The sequence below is a fragment of the Streptomyces huasconensis genome (genome assembly GCF_021028635.1).
In the GTDB taxonomy this organism is placed as follows: Bacteria; Actinomycetota; Actinomycetes; order Streptomycetales; family Streptomycetaceae; genus Streptomyces; species Streptomyces huasconensis.
In genome coordinates, this window is sequence record NZ_CP086119.1 from 889,748 (window position 1) to 906,322 (window position 16,575).

Here is a 16,575-nt window from a genome sequence, read left to right on the forward strand (position 1 = left end):
ACGGGAGCGCGTGTCACTCCCCCGCACCCGCGCCCCGTCGGGTCCGCGCCGACGCCACGGCCCAGCCGAGTCCGCCGAGCGCGACCAGCACCAGCATGCCCTCCGGCAGCGTGCCGAGGCGGGTGGCCGGGGTCTGTGACGAGCGCAGCGGCACCTCCTCGACGAGCGAGTCGGCGGTGAACCACTTCGTCTTCGCCCTGACCGTGCCGTCCGGCATGATGACCGCGCTGACGCCGCTGGTCACCGGGACCGCGACGGCGCGGCTGTGCTCGACCGCGCGGACGCGGGACATCGCGAGCTGCTGGTACGTCATCTCGCTGCGGTCGAAGGTGGCGTTGTTGCTGGGTACGGAGATGATCTGGGCGCCGTTGGTCACCGTGTCGCGCACGGCCCAGTCGAAGGCCGCCTCGTAGCACGTCGCGAGGCCCACCTTGGTGCCCGCCATGGTGAAGACACCGGGCCGGGAGCCCCGGCTGAAGTCCTGGCGGACCATGTCGACGTCGCTGCTGAAGACGCTGATGAGGCCGCGCAGCGGGATGTACTCGCCGAAGGGCTGGATCTGCCGCTTGTCGTAGGTGCCGGTGGGGCCCTTCTGCGGGTCCCACAGGATCTGCTCGTTGTAGAGCTTGCCGTCCTTGCCCTCGACGACACCGCCCACCGAAAGGGGCACCCCGATGGCCTCGACGGCGTCCTCGATCTCCTGGCGCGCGTCGGGGTTGGTGAAGGGGTCGATGTCGGAGGAGTTCTCCGGCCACAGCACGAGATCCGGGCGCTCGGCCTTGCCTGCCTTCACCTCGGCGGCCAGCCGCTTCGTCTCGCGCACATGGTGGTCGAGGACGGCGCGCCGCTGGGCGTTGAAGCCGAGCCCCGCGCGCGGGACGTTGCCCTGGATCGCGGCGATGGTCGCGGTGCCGTCCTCCGCCTCGTCGCTGACGAGCGGCCGCGCGGCGAAGGCGCCGAGGAGCGGGACGAGCACGCTGAGCCCGGCCACGGCCGCCGCCCCGCGCCGCACGACTCCGGTGGCGCGTACGTCACGGGCCTGGCGCACGGCCTCGTACAGCCCGAAGCCGCACAGGACCACCGCGAACCCGAGGACGGGGGTGCCGCCGAGTGCGGCGAGCGGCAGGAAGACGCCGTCCGCCTGGCCGAAGGCGATCTTGCCCCAGGGGAACCCGCTGAAGGGCACGCGCGCGCGTGCCGCCTCTCCCGCGATCCACAGGGCGGCCGCCCAGAGCGGGTAGCCGGGCAGACGGGAGACCACCGCGACGCCCGCGCCCACCAGGGCGACGAACACGGCCTCGACGGCGGCGAGCGCCAGCCACGGGCCGGGGCCGACCTCGACGCCGGTCCACACCAGCAGCGGCAGCAGGAAGCCGAGGCCGAAGAGGTAACCGAGGCCGAGGCCCGCCTTCCAGGTACGGCCGTGCAGGCACCGGGCGAGGACGGCGAAGGCGGGGAGCGCGAGCCACCACAGGGTGCGGGGCGGGAAGCTGACGTAGAGCAGCACTCCGGAGAGGGCCGCCGCGGCGGCGGGCACGAGCCGCCGCAGGGCACGCCGGGCGCGGGAGGCCCGCGCGGGCTGCGGATCGAGCTGTGCCGGCTCGTCTACGGGAGTGGTGGTGGCGGTCACCCGGGGAGTGTACGGCGCGTCACCGGGGCGTTGACAGCGCGGTCAGGGGGCGCTCGCGCCGGGTCGTTCCCGCGCGCCTGGGCGGCAGGGCGCGGTGCCTGCCGTCAGCGTGTGACCGGGTCAGAGCGACGTTCCCCTGACCTTCAGCCGGGCCCGGATGGCGCGTACCGCGGATTCGGCGTTGTCCACGGTCACCGTGAACTTGTGGCCGTCGCCCAGGCTGAGCACCAGGCCCTCGCCGCGCCGGACCACGACGGCCGTGCCCTTCTCGGGCCGCCAGCGGTAGCCCCAGCCGCCCCACTGCCGCGGTGTGACGCTCGGCGCGAAGTCCGCGCCGACGACATGGGAGAGCGGGATGTGCCGGCGCGGCAGGCCCAGATGGCCGCAGCGGACCTCCAGGAAGTCCTTGTCGACCTTGACGGCCACATGGACGAAGGCCAGGGTCCCGAAGAGCATCAGGAGTCCGACGGCGATGCATCCCACGACGGACATGAGCAGCGGCGCGAAGCCCGAGGTCCATATCGAGCCGACCGCGAGTTCGATGCCGAGGGCCAGGCAGGCGGCGCCCGCGCAGGCCAGCAGCCACTGGACGCGGTTGGTCGCGCGGCCGGTCCAGACTTCGGGCGGGGCGTCGGGCACGGCACTCGCGCCGTGGTCGCCGGGCTCCTCGTGGGCTGGGTCCCTCATGCCATCGACATTACTCACGTTCCGCCGCGAAGGCACCGCGTCGCGGACCGTGACCGGCTCCGGCGCCGCGAGGGCTCAGAGCGCGGGGCTGACCGCCGCGAGCAGCCGTCCCTCGGCGTACGTGAGGGCCTCTCGCGGCAGCGGCTCCTCGCGCCCGCTGAGCAGCACGGTGAGGCCGGGCGCCGCGCCGCCGTCGGTGCCGGGGCCCGCGCCGATCCTGCGCAGCGCCTGGGCCGCGACCGCGCCGGCCGAGCCGTGCAGGACGAGCGGCGGCAGCTGCGGCTGCTGCACGGCGGCGCGGATACGCTCGGCGACCAGCTCGTAATGGGTGCAGCCCAGGACGACGGCCCTTACATCGGGCGGGGTGAGGGCAGCGGCGGCGGCGACGGTCTCGTCGATGGCCTTCTCGTCCGCGTACTGCACGGCGTCGGCGAGGCCGGGGCAGGGCACCTCGGTGACGTCGACGCCGCTCGCGAACCGCTCGATGAGGTCCCGCTGGTAGGGGCTGCCCGTGGTGGCGGGCGTGGCCCAGATGGCGACGGGTCCGGCGCCCGCGGCGGCGGGCTTGATGGCCGGGACGGTCCCGATGACCGGGATGGCGGGCTCCAGGCGGGCCCTGATCGTGGGCAGCGCGTGCACGGAAGCGGTGTTGCAGGCCACGATCAGCGCGTCGGGGCGGTGCGCGGCGGCGGCCTCCGCGACGGCGAGGGCGCGCGCGGTGAGGTCGTCCGTGGTCCGCGGTCCCCACGGCATGCCGTCCGGGTCCGAGGAGAGCACGAGATCGGCGTCGGGCCGCAGGCGACGCACCGCGGCCGCCGCGGCGAGCAGTCCGATACCGGAGTCCATGAGCGCGATCTTCACCCGGTCACCATAGTCGATGGGCCCCACAGGCTCCCTTGCGTGGGGCAGACTTCGGCGGATGAGCGCCGTTGCGTGGATCGCCGCCGGCTCGCTGGCCGCGTGGCTGTGGCTGCTGCTGGGGCAGGGCTTCTTCTGGCGCACGGACGTGCGCCTGCCGCCGCGCCGGGAGCCGGAACGTTGGACGCGCTGGCCGGAGGTCTGTGTCGTGGTGCCCGCCAGGGACGAGGCCGCGATGCTGCCCGAGAGCCTGCCGTCGCTGCTGGCACAGGACTATCCGGGACGGGCCGAGGTCTTCCTTGTCGACGACGGCAGTACGGACGGCACGGGTGAGCTGGCCCGCGCGCTGGCCGAGCGGCACGGCGGGCTGCCGCTGACCGTCGGCTCCCCCGGTGAGCCGCCCCCGGGGTGGACCGGCAAGCTGTGGGCGGTGCGCCATGGGATCACGCTCGCCCGCGCGCGGGACCCCGAGTACCTGCTCCTGACCGACGCGGACATTGCCCACGCGCCCGGGAGCCTGCGGGAGTTGGTGGCCGCCGCGGAGACGGGCGGTTTCGACCTGGTCTCGCAGATGGCCCGGCTGCGGGTGCGCAGCGTGTGGGAGCGCCTGGTGGTCCCGGCGTTCGTCTACTTCTTCGCGCAGCTCTACCCCTTCCGCCGCATCGGCCGGAGGGGGGCGCGGACGGCGGCCGCGGCGGGCGGCTGCGTCCTGCTGCGGGCCGACGCCGCCGAGCGGGCGCGGGTCCCCGACGCCATCCGGCACGCGGTGATCGACGACGTGGCGCTCGCGCGGGCGGTCCGGCGCTCCGGGGGCCACATCTGGCTGGGGCTCGCCGAACGCGTCGACAGCGTGCGCCCCTACCCCCGCCTCGCGGACCTGTGGCGGATGGTCTCGCGCAGCGCGTACGCCCAGCTGCGCCACCATCCGCTGCTGCTCCTCGGCACGGTCGCCGGGCTCGCGCTGGTGTACCTCGCTCCCCCGGTCACCCTGGTCGCGGGACTCGCCGCGGGCGACGCCCCGGCCGCCACGACGGGGGGCCTCGCCTGGCTGCTGATGACGGCGACGTACCTGCCGATGCTCCGCTACTACCGGCAGCCCCTGTGGCTCGCCCCGCTGCTGCCCGGCACCGCTCTCCTGTACCTGCTGATGACGGTGGACTCGGCGGTGCAGCACTACAGGGGGCGCGGGGCCGCGTGGAAGGGGCGTACGTACGCGCGTCCGGACACCGCCGCGGAACCGGCACCGGAGCAGCGCTGAGGGGTCGGGGTCACTTCCGGCCGGGTGTCCAGTTCATGCCCCAGCCGTAGGCGTGGTCGATGGTGCGCTGCGGGCTCACTCCGCGGTCCGGCACGAGGTAGCGGGCCTCGCGCTGGACGACGAGGTCGCCGCCGTTGTTGGTGAGCAGGGCCAGCGCGCACACCGTGGACGGGACGGTGCACTCGTCGAGCGAGAAGTCGACCGGGGCGCCGTGCTGCGGCTGGAGGGTGACGGTGGCGTTGAGGTCGGCGAAGCTGCGGGCGCCTTCGTAGATGGTCACGAAGATGACGATGCGGCGGAAGTCCTTGATGTGGTCGAGGTTGATGGTGAGGTTCTCGCCACTGGCCACCGCGCCGGTACGGTCGTCGCCGTCGAGGAGCATGTACGGAGGCCGGTGCAGCGCGCCGAAGGCGTTGCCGAGGGCCTGGACGACGCCCTTGCGGCCGTCGGCGAGTTCGTAGAGCGCGCACAGGTCCAGGTCGAGGCCGGCGTGCAGGGCGACGGCCCTGCCGAGCTTCGCGCCCCACCCCTTGGTCTGCTTGCGCATCTCCCAGTTGAGGTTCACGCGCATGGCGCCCGAGGTACCACCCTGCTTCGTCAGCGAGACGGACGGGGCGTCCTTCGTCAGGGTGACTTTGGTGAGGCGTACGGGCTCGGCGGGTGGCGGGGACACGGGCGCGGCCGCGGCGACGGGTGCGGCCGCCGGGGGCGGTGGGGTGAGCGCGGTGGGAGCGGCGGGCGGCGCGGAACGTTGCGGTTCGTCCACCGTGATGCCGTAGTCCGTGGCGAGCCCTTCGAGACCGCTGCCGTACCCCTGCCCGACGGCGCGGAACTTCCAGGCGCCCTGGCGCCGGTACAGCTCGCCGAGGACGAGGGCCGTCTCCACCGTCGCGTCCGTGTTGTCGTAGCGCGCCAGTTCGGTGCCGCTCGCCGCGTCGAGGACACGGATGTACAGGCCGGGGACCTGTCCGAAGGTGCCGCCGTCGGCCGAGGCGGCGAGCACCACGGTCTCGATCGCGGGCTCCACGCGCGCGAGGTCGACGGTGAGCACGTCGCTGACGCCGTCGGCGGAGCGCTGTTTGCCCTCGTACCGCACCGCTCCGGAGGAGTGCGCCGGCTGGTTGTAGAAGACGAAGTCCACGTCCGAGCGCACCTTTCCGGACGAGGTCAACAGCAGGGCGGACGCGTCGGCGTCGGGCACTCCGGCGCCTGAACCCCACCCCAGTTCGACCCGCACGGCAGGTGCCGGCACGGGAACGTTCGATCCTTTAGGCATGGTCATGTCCGCCCCCATCGCAAGTCGCCGCGTCCGGCAGGGCCGCCGATTCCGTTCGCGGCCAACCTATTACCCGGATCACCGCGAGGCCCATGACCGCGCCCGACGGCCTCCCGGCCGCGCCACGGCCGACCGCGGGTAACCCCGCCAAGACCGCCGCTTTTACACGATTCCTACGCCACTTGACGACCGATTTTCCCAAGTTCGCTCGCATTGGGGACACCTGACCCCTGCCGCCACGCGAAACAACCCGCTTATCGGTCTCCCCAACCAGCACATCAAGGGCTTAACTTATGGAGTATGACCTCCCCCCGCTCCACCTATGGCGGCGGTTACTACTCCGCGCCGTCCTTCACGGACACTCCGATCTACGACTCCCTCGTCGCAGAGCGGGGCACCCCTCAGATCGCCCCGATCCGGGTTCCGTCCGCGTACGACACGGGCAGTCACCTGCCCGCCCTCCCGGCCGCGCTGCCCGCCCTGCCGGCCGCCCCTTCCCACCACAACCCGGGGTACGGCTACCCCCAGGCCCAGCAGCCCGCCCCGCTGCAACAGGCCCCCGCGCCGTACATCCCGCAGCAGGCCGCGGGCCCGCGCGGCTACCCCGGCGCCCAGCCCCAGCGGCCCGCGGCCGGTACGGGGTACGAGGCGATGCGCCCGGCCTCGCCCCGCCCGGCCCCCGCGCCGTACGAGGACCCGTACAACCGCCCCTACCGCGGGTACTGACCGCCCAGGTCGCCATCCGCACGTGGCGTCGGCCGCCGTCGGGCTTCTGCCCGGCGGCGGCGCTCGCATGTCCGCGCCCGGTCGGCGGCCGGCACAGGAGTGCTTCGGCGATGGCTCGCCTTCGGGCAGAATCCGGTTCCACGATCCACCGGGACGGCCCGCTTCGGTGATGGCCTCATGATCCTCGAATGACGCGCCTGCGGTGGGGGAACTCCTTGACGGAGCACGGACGTTGAGCCGTTGAGCTTCACGGACATGTGCCGTTCCCTGTCGAGACGGACGCGGAAGGGGGTGCAGGGCTGTGCGGGCGATCGCCGGACTCTGGCGCTGGCGGCGCAACCCGCTGCGCCGCGGGACCGACCTCGTGGAGGCCTGGACGGCCCTCGCCGCCCTGGTGCTGATCGCCGTCGCCGTGCCCGTCGTCGGCACGGTCACCGCGGGCCTCTCGCGGGACGCCCTGCTCACCTCCGTGCGGGAGCAGCGCGAGGCCCGCCACGCGACCGTCGGCACGGTCGTGCGGAAGGTCTCCACTCCCCCGCTCGACCCCGATCCCGAGACCGCGTCGGCACGCGACGCCCACAGCCGCGTCCTCGCCCGCTGGACAGGCCCGGACGGCATCGACCGCTCCGGGGTCGTCGTCGCCCGGCTCGGCGCCCCGCGGCCCGGTGACCACTTCCGGCTCTGGACCGACGAGCGCGGCCGGGTCGTCGGCCGTCCACTGGACACCGCGACCGCGACCACCCACGCCGCCCTCGCCGGACTCGGCGCCGCCGCGGCGAGCGTCGCACTCGTCGAGGGCGCGCGCAGGCTCGTCCTCTGGCGCCTCGTCCAAGGGCGTCACGCCCGCCTGGACCGGGCCTGGGCCGCGGTGGGCCCCGACTGGGGCAGGACCGGCACCGGCTCCTGACCGGCCCCGCGGCCGGGCCGCGCGGGCGGAGCCCGCCGATCGGGTCAACTGCCCCTGCCCACGCGCGCTACGGTGGACCGGCCGAACTCTTCGGCTCCTTGCGCGGCGCCGCGGCACATCGCGGCACGTCGGCGCAAGACCCGCGTACGACGAGGTGGGGGCAGAGCAACTCCATGGCACAGGGCACGGTCCAGGTGACGCACACCGGCACGTCGCGGTGGCGGCGCCGCACCGGCGAGTACGCATCGCTCGCCGCTGCCTTGGAGGCCGCGAGCGACGGCGACATACTCACCGTCGCCGCCGGCACCTACCGCGAGAACCTCGTCGTCCAGCGCGCGGTGACCCTGCGCGGGCCCGACGGCTCGGCGGGCTCCGTGCGCATCGCGCCGTCCGAAGGGGTGCCCCTGACGGTGCGCGCCTCCGCGATCGTGCAGGACGTGCACGTCGAGGGCCAGGACTCCTCGGCGCCCGCGCTGCTCGTCGAGGACGGCGCCCCCGAGCTGACCGACATCCGTGTCGTGACCCGCTCCGCCGCCGGCATAGAGGTGCGCGGCGGCGCGCGCCCGACGGTGCGCCGCTGCACCGTGGACAACCCCGGTGGCATCGGCATCGCGGTGCTCGACGGCGGCGGCGGCGTCTTCGAGGAGTGCGAGATCGTCGCGGCGGGCCAGTCCGGTGTCGCGGTGCGCGGCGGCGCGCACCCCCGCCTGGAGCGGTGCCGGGTGCATCACGCCTCGGGCGCCGGACTCTCGGTGACGGGCGAGCACACCGGTCTGGAGGCCATCGGCTGCGAGATCTACGAGATCAAGGGTTCGGGCGTCCAGGTCACCGGTCGGGCCTCGGCCCATCTGACCGACTGCGACGTGCACCGCACCACCTCCGACGGCGTCACGCTCGACACGGACGCCGTGCTGACCCTGGCCGACTGCCGCATCCACGACATCCCGGAGAACGCGATCGACCTGCGCTCGCGCTCCGTGCTCACGTTGACCCGCTCCACGGTCTGCCGGTTCGGGCGCAACGGCCTGTCGGTGTGGGACCCCGGCACGCGCGTGGACGCCAACCAGTGCGAGATCCACGACAGTACGGGCGACTATCCGGCGGTCTGGGTCAGTGACGGCGCGACGGCCGTCCTGGAGTCGTGCCGGGTGCGCGAGGTGCCGGACGCGCTGTTCGTCCTGGACCGCGGCTCGCGCGCCGACGTCGTCGACAGCGACCTCTCCCAGGTGCGCAACACGGCGGTGTCGGTGAGCGACGGCGCGACCGCGCAGCTCGACGACTGCCGCATCCGCGAGGCCGCCACGGGCGCCTGGTTCCGCGACCACGGCAGCGGCGGCACCCTCGCCAACTGCACGATCGACGCCGTCCAGACGGGCGTGATCGTCACCAAGGGCGCGGACCCGACCATCGAGCGCTGCACGGTCACCTCGCCCGCCGAGGCCGGCTTCTACGTCTCCGCGGGCGGCCGCGGCACCTTCCACGGCTGCCGGGTCAGCGGCAGTGGCGGCTACGGCTTCCACGTCATCGACGGCTGCCGTACGACACTGAAGAAGTGCCGCACGGAGCGGTGCGCGCGCGGCGGCTTCGAGTTCTCCGAGGAGGGCCCGCTCGTCGAGGACTGCGCGAGCGACGAGAGCGGCGGCGGCCCGCGCACCCCGGTGGCACCGCAGGAGGTGCCCGCCGTGCAGACGGCCACGCAGACCGCCGGGCTGCTCGGCTCGGTCCCCGCCCAGCAGGCTCCGCGGCCGGCGCCGCCCGAGAAGGCGGCCCGCGCCTCCAAGGAAGTCCTGGGCGAACTCGACGCCCTGGTCGGCCTGGACAGCGTCAAGCGCGAGGTCCGCGCCCTCACCGACATGATCGAGGTGGGCCGCCGCAGGCAGCTCGCCGGACTCAAGGCCGCGTCCGCCCGCCGCCACCTGGTCTTCACCGGCTCGCCGGGCACGGGCAAGACGACGGTCGCGCGGCTGTACGGCGAGATCCTCGCCTCGCTCGGTGTCCTGGAGAGCGGCCACCTCGTCGAGGTCTCGCGCGTCGACCTGGTCGGCGAGCACATCGGTTCGACGGCGATCCGCACCCAGGAGGCGTTCGACCGGGCGCGCGGCGGTGTGCTGTTCATCGACGAGGCGTACGCCCTCTCGCCCGAGGACTCCGGGCGCGACTTCGGCCGGGAGGCCATCGACACGCTCGTGAAGCTGATGGAGGACCACCGCGAGGCCGTCGTGGTGATCGTCGCGGGCTACACGGCGGAGATGCAGCGCTTCCTCTCCGTCAACCCGGGTGTGGCGTCCCGCTTCTCACGGACGATCACCTTCAGCGACTATGCCCCCGAGGAGCTGCTGCGGATCGTCGAGCAGCAGGCCGAGGAACACGAGTACCGCCTGGGCACGGGCACCGGTGAGGCGCTCCTGAAGTACTTCACGGCGCTCCCGAAGGGGCCCGCCTTCGGCAACGGCCGCACCGCTCGGCAGACGTTCGAGGCGATGGTGGAGCGGCACGCGGGCCGGGTCGCCCAGCTCCCCGAGCCGAGCACGGACGACCTCACCCTGCTGTATCCGGAGGATCTGCCGGAGTCGGCGTGACCGCTTCCGTCGCCGCGGGCCTCGGCGCGGGAACGGCGGCCTTGAGGCGCGCGAGGAGCCGTGCGCGTTCCTCGGCGAACGCGGGGTCGGACTGGTAGTCGCCGTGGCCACGGATCGGCGCGGGGAGCGGATGGTCCTCCGTACGGCCGTAGGCGAGGGGGTCCTTGAGGGCGGCGCGGTCCACCTGGGGGCCGCAGTCGCCGCGCAGGCCGATGGGGCCGCCGATGGGGTCGGTGGGGCGGTGGAGGTTGCGCCAGCAGTCGACCTCGCGGTGCAGGGAGGTCAGTGCCGCCGGGCCGAAGTGGGCGGGGAACCAGCGGCCGTAGAGGCGCTCCAGGGGTGAGCCGTAGGTGAGCAGGGCGACGCGCCTGCGGACCGACGGGCGCAGCTGCCAGGCTGCCGCCGCCGCGAGGACGCTGCCCTGGGAGTGCCCGGAGATGACGAGGCGGCCGCCCGTGGCGCTGGTGGCGCGGGTCCAGGCGGCCATGCGCCAGGTCAGGTCGGGGACGGCGCGCTCGGCGTAGCAGGGCGGGGCGAAGGGGTGGGCGGCGCGCGGCCAGAACGTGCCGACGTCCCAGAGGATGCCGATGGTGCGCCGGGCGGAGGCGTCCTTGTAGGCGCGCCGGCCCCAGGTGACGAACAGTATGAAGCCGAAGCCGATCAGCCAGGAGCCGAGCGCCTGCGAGGTCTCGGCGGCGCCCTCCACGACGTCGGGTGCGCCTTGCGCGGCCTTGGCCGGGACCTTCTCCGTCAGCCACGCGCCGACGAGGGCGCCCGCGCCGAGCAGCAGGGTGACGGCGGAGATGACGCCGACGAGGAAGGGCGCCCGGTCGGTGAGCGCGGCACGCGCGCGGGTACCGGCGATGCGGCGGGTGCGGGTGGGGTCCTGCGGTTCGTCGGCGTAGTCGGCCGCCACCTTCCTCATCTCGCGGCGCTTGCGCTGGAGGGTGCGGGCGCCGAACCAGGCGCAGAGCACGGCGACGACGACCAGGAGCGGCGGGATCGCGGACGCCTGCCAGGTGAGCAGGACGGGCGGTCCGGGGATGGAGCCGTGGGTGCCGTCCAGCCAGTCGGCGACCCGCTGGGCGCCGCCGCCGGACATCACTCCGCCCAGGGCGCAGGAGAGCATGGCGGTGGCGGGGCCGCCGAGGCCGCGGATGGCGGTGCGGGAGTTGGGCGAGGTGCGGTACAGGCAGTGCGCGGTCACCGCGAGGGCGACGACCAACAGGCCCTGGACGAGCGCGATGCCGCCGAAGGTCGCGTCCCCCGGCAGTCTGCCCTCGGAGCGCCAGCCGGGGCGGGACCAGCCCGCGTACAGCAGGGTCAGGACGAGCACGGCCAGAGCGGCCAGCGGAAGCCGGCGCACGAGGGCGCGGTCCAGCCTGCGGTCGAGCCTGTTCTCGCTGCGCCCCCTGCGGCACACCACCCAGACGATGACCACCGCGCCCCCGAGGAGCGCGGCGTGCAGGCTCCAGCCGACGATGTTGAAGAAGGCGGGGCCTCCGGGGCGCCGGTCGTGCCGCGCGGCGGAGGCGCCGACCGCGGCGGCGACGGTGAGCAGGCCCGCCGCGGTGTGGGCGGCGCGCAGCCGGGCGACGAGGCGGCGGCCGTACCAGAAGCCGGGCCTGCCGAGCGCGGTGCGGCTCGTCTCCTCCTCGGGGTCGGGCTGGTGGGGCAGCGGCTGCTGGGACTCGTACGCACTCCAGGTGCGGTGGGAGAGGTACCAGAGCAGGCCGGTGAGGGCGCCGGGGAGCAGGGCGGCGAGGGCGAGGCGGCGGCCGGGCTGCGACCACCAGCCGCCGTGGCCCGCCTCGTCGGTGGCGAGGAAGCCGAGCCAGGCGCGGTCGGCCGCGCACGCGGGGCTGCCCGCGCACTGCCAGGCCGTGAGGTCGAGCGCGACCTCGCAGGCGGCGGCGACGAGCAGCACGGTCAGGGTGAGCCCGGTCAGCCGCACCAGGAGTCCGTACGTACGGACGAGGTGTCGGCGGTGGCGGGAGGTGGGGCGCATCCAGTGGGCGAGGTTGACGACCATGAAGGGCAGCAGCAGGAGCCACAGGGCGCGGGAGCCGTTGCCGGAGGTGAGGTTGCACCAGACGTACGCCTCGGGGACCGGTTTGCCGCGGTAGTCGTCCGGGCGCCGCTCCGCGTCGGCGTCCTCGGTGCGGCGGAAGACGGCCGCCGTGTCGTCGCCGGAGATCCGCACGGTCCGCGGATCACCCAGCATCTGTTCCGGTGTGGTGCCCCCGACTCCATGGACCAGGAGTTCCAGGGCGGTCTCGTCCTGCGTCGCACGCTCCACTGTTTTCGCTGCCCCCCGAGATGTGCGTGGTGAGAAAACAAGGATCTCGGCCCGCGGCTCGCCGCGCACCCGTCGTTACGTAATCTCCCCCTTCCGAGGCGTGCGTACCCGCGCGCGGGTGGTCGCACGGCTGTCAGTGACGCATGCGAGGATGAGCCTGCGCGCCGGTCGGGGGTGACGGGTGTGACGGGTGTGACGGGGCAGAACGAGGCGGAAAGGCCGGGCCGGGCGTGAGTGAGAACCAGAACCTTCTCGCCGAGCAGCGCCGCGCCCTGATCCTCGACGAGGTGCGCCGCCGGGGCGGGGTCCGGGTCAACGAACTCACCCGGAAACTGGGCGTGTCCGACATGACCGTCCGCCGCGATCTCGACGCGCTGGCCCGCCAGGGTGTCCTGGAGAAGGTCCACGGCGGCGCGGTGCCGGTCGCCGAGGCGAGCGCGCACGAGCCGGGGTTCGAGGCGAAGTCGGGGCTGGAGCCGACGGCCAAGGAGGACATCGCGCGCGCCGCGGCGTCGCTGGTGGCACCGGGTTCGGCGGTCGCGCTGTCCGGCGGCACGACGACGTACACGCTGGCGCACCATCTCCTGGACGTGCCGGATCTGACGGTGGTGACCAACTCGGTGCGGGTGGCCGACGTCTTCCACTCCGCGCAGCGCGCCTCCGGGCCGCGGCAGGGCTCGGCCACGGTGGTGCTGACCGGTGGGGTGCGCACGCCGTCGGACTCGCTGGTCGGGCCGGTCGCGGACCAGGCGATCGCCTCGCTCCACTTCGACGTGCTCTTCCTCGGTGTGCACGGCATATCGCCGGAAGCCGGTCTGTCGACCCCGAACCTGGCCGAGGCGGAGACGAACCGACGCCTGGTGCAGTCGGCGCGCCGCGTGGTCGTCGTCGCCGACCACACCAAGTGGGGCACGGTGGGGCTGAGTTCGTTCGCGACGCTCTCCCAGGTCGACACGCTGGTGACGGACGCGGGGCTGCCCGCGGAGGCGCGTGCGGAGATCTCCGAGCATCTGAACCGGCTGGTGGTGACGGGTGAGCGGGAGTGCGGCGACGGCCTCCTGACCGACGCCGAGGCCCCGAGCCCCGACAGCACGCCGGACTCCTCCGAGGGCTCCTTCAACTCCGAGGACCCCGCAGACATCTGACGACCCGCCAGCTATCGTGTCGGTGCCCGGGCAACCGCCGTACTCCGCTGGGGGGGAAGTTCGATGGCACGCCGACTGAGTCCCGTGGGCCTCGACTTCATCGAGACCGCCGCGCTGCGTCATGTCTTCGCACGCGAGGTGAGCGCCCCGCCCGAAGCGGTCTACCACGCCCTCGTCGACGACCTGGCCGGCTGGCCCGCGTGGTTCACCGCGGTCACGCGGTGCCGCCCGACCGATGACGGCAAGGGCCGCGAGGTCCGGCTCAAGGGCGGCACGCGCTTTCGGGAGACGATCCTCGCGGCCGACGGACAGGGGCGGTACGCCTACCGCGTCGACGTCACGAACGCGCCGGGGCCGCGCGCCCTCGTGGAGGAGTGGCGACTCACCCCGGCGGGCACCGGCACCCGCGTGCAGTGGACGTTCGCCGCGGACGGCACCCCACCCTTCCGCCTCGTCCTGAAGCTGAGCCGCGCGGGCCTCGGCCGGGCCTTCCGGGACGCGGTCACGGCACTGGACCGGCGGCTCATGGCGGCCGCGGCGTAGGCGGTGGCAGAGCTGGTGCCGGCCACCCCGACCGGTCACCTGGGCCATTCACCCGTCGCGAGCAAGGTGTTGATCGCCTCCGCGTACGGCGCGATGTCCAGGCCCTGTTCGGCCAGCCACGCGTCGGAGTAGTACTTGTCCAGGTAGCGGTCGCCCGGGTCGCAGATCAGGGTGACCACACTGCCCGTGCGGCCCACGGCCACCATCTCGGCGACGATCTTCAGCGCGCTCCACAGACCCGTGCCCGTGGAGCCGCCCGCCTTGCGGCCGATGGCGCGCTCCAGGGCGCGGACGGCGGCCACGGACGCCGCGTCCGGGACCTTCATCATGCGGTCGATGGCGCCGGGTACGAAGCTCGGCTCCATGCGGGGGCGGCCGATGCCCTCGATGCGTGAGCCGCAGTCGCTCGTCGCGTCCGGGTCGTTCTTCGTCCAGCCGTCGAAGAAGCAGGAGTTCTCCGGGTCGGCGACACAGATGCGGGTGTCGTGCTGCATGTAGTGGACGTAGCGCGCGATGGTCGCCGAGGTGCCGCCGGTGCCCGCGGTCGCGACGATCCACGCGGGCTCGGGGTACCGCTCCAGCCTGAGCTGCTGGTAGATGGACTCGGCGATGTTGTTGTTGCCGCGCCAGTCGGTGGCCCGCTCCGCGTACGTGAACTGGTCCATGTAGTGGCCGCCGGTCTCGACGGCGAGGGCGGCCGACTCCGCGTACATGGTGCGCGGGTCGTCCACGAAGTGGCATCGGCCGCCGTGGAACTCGATCAGGCGGATCTTCTCGGCGCTCGTCGTGCGCGGCATCACCGCGATGAAAGGCACTCCGGTCAGTTTCGCGAAGTACGCCTCGGAGACGGCCGTGGAGCCGCTGGAGGCCTCGATGACCGGGCGGCCCGGCCTGATCCAGCCGTTGCACAGGCCGTAGAGGAAGAGGGAGCGCGCGAGGCGGTGCTTGAGGCTGCCGGTGGGGTGGGTCGACTCGTCCTTGAGGTACAGGTCGATGCCCCAGAGCTCGGGCAGCGGGAAGCGCAGCAGGTGGGTGTCGGCCGAGCGGTTGGCGTCGGCCTGGACCTTGCGGACGGCTTCTTTGAGCCAGGCGCGGTACTCGTCGTCGCTGTGGTCGACGTCGAGCGTGGGCATCGGTTCGTCGGCTCGGTCCTGCTGTGTGGTGCTCACCGCGGGGCTCCTTCGCGTCGTGCCGGACGCGATTCGACGCGGCCGTACCCCTCGATCTTAAACACCCTCAGCACCCTCCCCACCTGCATAAACACACCTTTGGGCACCTCAAAGGCACCGCTGGCGCAGTGGCCGGTCAAGCCCTGTGAGGCAGCATGCGGGGGCGCGTGGGCGCGTGGGCCGGACGTCTCCGTGCGCACTGGTGCTCCCCGCTTCGCGCGGGCAGACTGCACCGCACGGGGCACCTGTCCCGGACGGAGGGACCTCACCGAGCGGACAAGGGGGCGGAGCGTCATGGCGGAGCCGGAGTTCACGGCCACGGGTGTGCGGATCGGGCGGCGTCTGCGCTCCCTCACCCGGGCCGGGCAGGTCCGAATCGCCGACGGCAGGCTGGAGTTGCTCACCAGTTACGGCAAGGAGATCGACAGCGCCCCGGTGCAGGCGGTGCGCACGGGCAAGCCGTGGTTCGCCGCCGAGGACCGGGCGCTGGCCGAGGTGAACGGCAGGCGGTACAGCCTCACGCTCGGCGAGCGCGATCCGGGCCCCGGGCAGGGCGGACCGCCGACCGTACGCCGGTTCATCGAAGCCGTGGGCAGGGCCGCGGAGCGCCGCCGACGCGGTTGAACGGCGGGAGCGCGGCGCGACGCGCGAGTTGCACCCCCGCACCCCCTGGGTCACTCTGGTCTCACATCACTCTAGGTTTACCGGCGATGACGCTGAAGAACCAGCCCGCCGCCGGCCACGCAGCAGGCGGCAGACCAAGCGGCCCCCTGCTCGATCCGAACGTCGTCTTCTTCCGGACCTCAATTCGGGGAGTCGCAGCCGTGATCAGCCAACAAAGCAGGCATTGCACGGTGGAGCTCCAAGCTCTGCCGTCGCGGATTCGCCAGGTTCGCAGAATCGTCTCTGCGCAGTTGCGCTACTGGCATCTCGATCCCTTGATAGACCAGGCCGCCCTCGGTGTGACCGAGTTGCTCAGCAACGTCCATCGGCACGCCGAGCCGGACAAGGAGTGCACCGTGGAGATCGAGCTGATGCTCGACCGCCTCACGGTCTCCGTCCACGACCACGACCCGCGGCTTCCCGAGGTTCACGACGCCGATCCCTTCGCCACCTGCGGCCGCGGCCTCGCGATGGTCGCGGCGGTGAGCGAGAGCTGGGGCGTGTGCCCGCAGGGCGACGCCGGGAAGACGGTGTGGTTCACGCTTCCCGCGCCCTCGCCCACCGCGACCGTGCCGTCGTACCCCGTGTACGACTCGGCCGCGAAAACTCCCGCCCGGTCGGCCGTTGCCGGCTGACCGGGCGGTGACCATCCACCACGGTCGCAGGCGGTGCCGACGGCCCGTGGGCCTCACCCGGTGGCGACGCGCCGCGGCACGACGAGGCGCGCCGCCGCCCGCCGAGCGGGACGCGGGCCCGCCAAGGCTCCCGCGACCGCACCCACCAGAGCGACCACCGCGAGCCGCGCTGTCGGACGTAGATCTCTGTACCTACTAGT

Annotated in this window: 14 protein-coding genes; 8 read left to right on the plus strand and 6 right to left on the minus strand. The window is 73.4% G+C overall.

Features of this window, described 5'->3' with window-relative positions; genetic code table 11:
* Window positions 1–13: 13 nt before the first annotated feature.
* The 3 genes from lnt to J2N69_RS03905 form a co-directional block, all read right to left on the minus strand.
* Window positions 14–1,630 carry an apolipoprotein N-acyltransferase gene (lnt, locus tag J2N69_RS03895; RefSeq protein WP_230899471.1) on the minus strand — a complete coding sequence of 539 codons (1,617 nt, stop codon included), beginning with the start codon at window positions 1,628–1,630 and terminating at the stop codon, window positions 14–16.
* 120 nt (window positions 1,631–1,750) lie between these two features.
* Window positions 1,751–2,317, minus strand: a complete 567-nt coding sequence (locus tag J2N69_RS03900) for a hypothetical protein (RefSeq protein ID WP_230899472.1) — start codon at window positions 2,315–2,317, stop codon at window positions 1,751–1,753.
* Between the two features lie 75 nt (window positions 2,318–2,392).
* Window positions 2,393–3,178, minus strand: a complete 786-nt coding sequence (locus J2N69_RS03905) for a glutamate racemase (RefSeq protein WP_230899473.1) — start codon at window positions 3,176–3,178, stop codon at window positions 2,393–2,395.
* Between the two features lie 58 nt (window positions 3,179–3,236).
* On the opposite strand from J2N69_RS03905, the gene J2N69_RS03910 reads away from it, so the two are divergent.
* Window positions 3,237–4,433: a glycosyltransferase gene (locus J2N69_RS03910; RefSeq protein ID WP_230899474.1), complete on the plus strand. Its 1,197-nt coding sequence runs from the start codon at window positions 3,237–3,239 to the stop codon at window positions 4,431–4,433.
* A gap of 10 nt (window positions 4,434–4,443) precedes the next feature.
* On the opposite strand, the gene J2N69_RS03915 is transcribed toward J2N69_RS03910, so the two are convergent.
* Window positions 4,444–5,727 (minus strand): TerD family protein, encoded by a 1,284-nt coding sequence (locus J2N69_RS03915; RefSeq protein WP_230899475.1) that lies wholly within the window; start codon window positions 5,725–5,727, stop codon window positions 4,444–4,446.
* Window positions 5,728–6,009: 282 nt separating this feature from the next.
* On the opposite strand from J2N69_RS03915, the gene J2N69_RS03920 reads away from it, so the two are divergent.
* The 3 genes from J2N69_RS03920 (at window position 6,010) to J2N69_RS03930 (ending at window position 9,921) form a co-directional block, all read left to right on the plus strand.
* Window positions 6,010–6,435 carry a DUF6643 family protein gene (locus J2N69_RS03920; protein ID WP_127910528.1) on the plus strand — a complete coding sequence of 142 codons (426 nt, stop codon included), beginning with the start codon at window positions 6,010–6,012 and terminating at the stop codon, window positions 6,433–6,435.
* Window positions 6,436–6,736: 301 nt separating this feature from the next.
* Complete coding sequence (locus tag J2N69_RS03925) at window positions 6,737–7,342, plus strand: Rv1733c family protein (RefSeq protein ID WP_230899476.1); 606 nt, start codon at window positions 6,737–6,739, stop codon at window positions 7,340–7,342.
* A 173-nt stretch (window positions 7,343–7,515) separates the two neighbouring features.
* Window positions 7,516–9,921 (plus strand): right-handed parallel beta-helix repeat-containing protein, encoded by a 2,406-nt coding sequence (locus J2N69_RS03930; RefSeq protein WP_230899477.1) that lies wholly within the window; start codon window positions 7,516–7,518, stop codon window positions 9,919–9,921.
* Here J2N69_RS03930 and J2N69_RS03935 read toward each other — a convergent pair.
* Complete coding sequence (locus J2N69_RS03935; protein ID WP_408056875.1) at window positions 9,881–12,145, minus strand: hypothetical protein; 2,265 nt, start codon at window positions 12,143–12,145, stop codon at window positions 9,881–9,883. The two genes, J2N69_RS03930 and J2N69_RS03935, sit on opposite strands and share 41 nt — an antisense overlap.
* A gap of 305 nt (window positions 12,146–12,450) precedes the next feature.
* On the opposite strand from J2N69_RS03935, the gene J2N69_RS03940 reads away from it, so the two are divergent.
* Window positions 12,451–13,365 (plus strand): DeoR/GlpR family DNA-binding transcription regulator, encoded by a 915-nt coding sequence (locus tag J2N69_RS03940; RefSeq protein ID WP_230899479.1) that lies wholly within the window; start codon window positions 12,451–12,453, stop codon window positions 13,363–13,365.
* Between the two features lie 63 nt (window positions 13,366–13,428).
* Window positions 13,429–13,908 (plus strand): SRPBCC family protein, encoded by a 480-nt coding sequence (locus J2N69_RS03945; RefSeq protein WP_230899480.1) that lies wholly within the window; start codon window positions 13,429–13,431, stop codon window positions 13,906–13,908.
* Between the two features lie 35 nt (window positions 13,909–13,943).
* Here J2N69_RS03945 and cds1 read toward each other — a convergent pair whose 3' ends face one another.
* Complete coding sequence (cds1, locus tag J2N69_RS03950; RefSeq protein WP_230904566.1) at window positions 13,944–15,041, minus strand: L-cysteine desulfhydrase Cds1; 1,098 nt, start codon at window positions 15,039–15,041, stop codon at window positions 13,944–13,946.
* A 330-nt stretch (window positions 15,042–15,371) separates the two neighbouring features.
* Between cds1 and J2N69_RS03955 the strand changes: the two genes are divergently transcribed.
* Complete coding sequence (locus J2N69_RS03955; protein WP_230899481.1) at window positions 15,372–15,701, plus strand: hypothetical protein; 330 nt, start codon at window positions 15,372–15,374, stop codon at window positions 15,699–15,701.
* Window positions 15,702–15,901: 200 nt separating this feature from the next.
* A complete protein-coding gene (locus J2N69_RS03960; protein WP_230904567.1) occupies window positions 15,902–16,375 on the plus strand; it encodes an ATP-binding protein in 474 nt (157 codons plus the stop codon).
* Window positions 16,376–16,575: the final 200 nt, after the last annotated feature.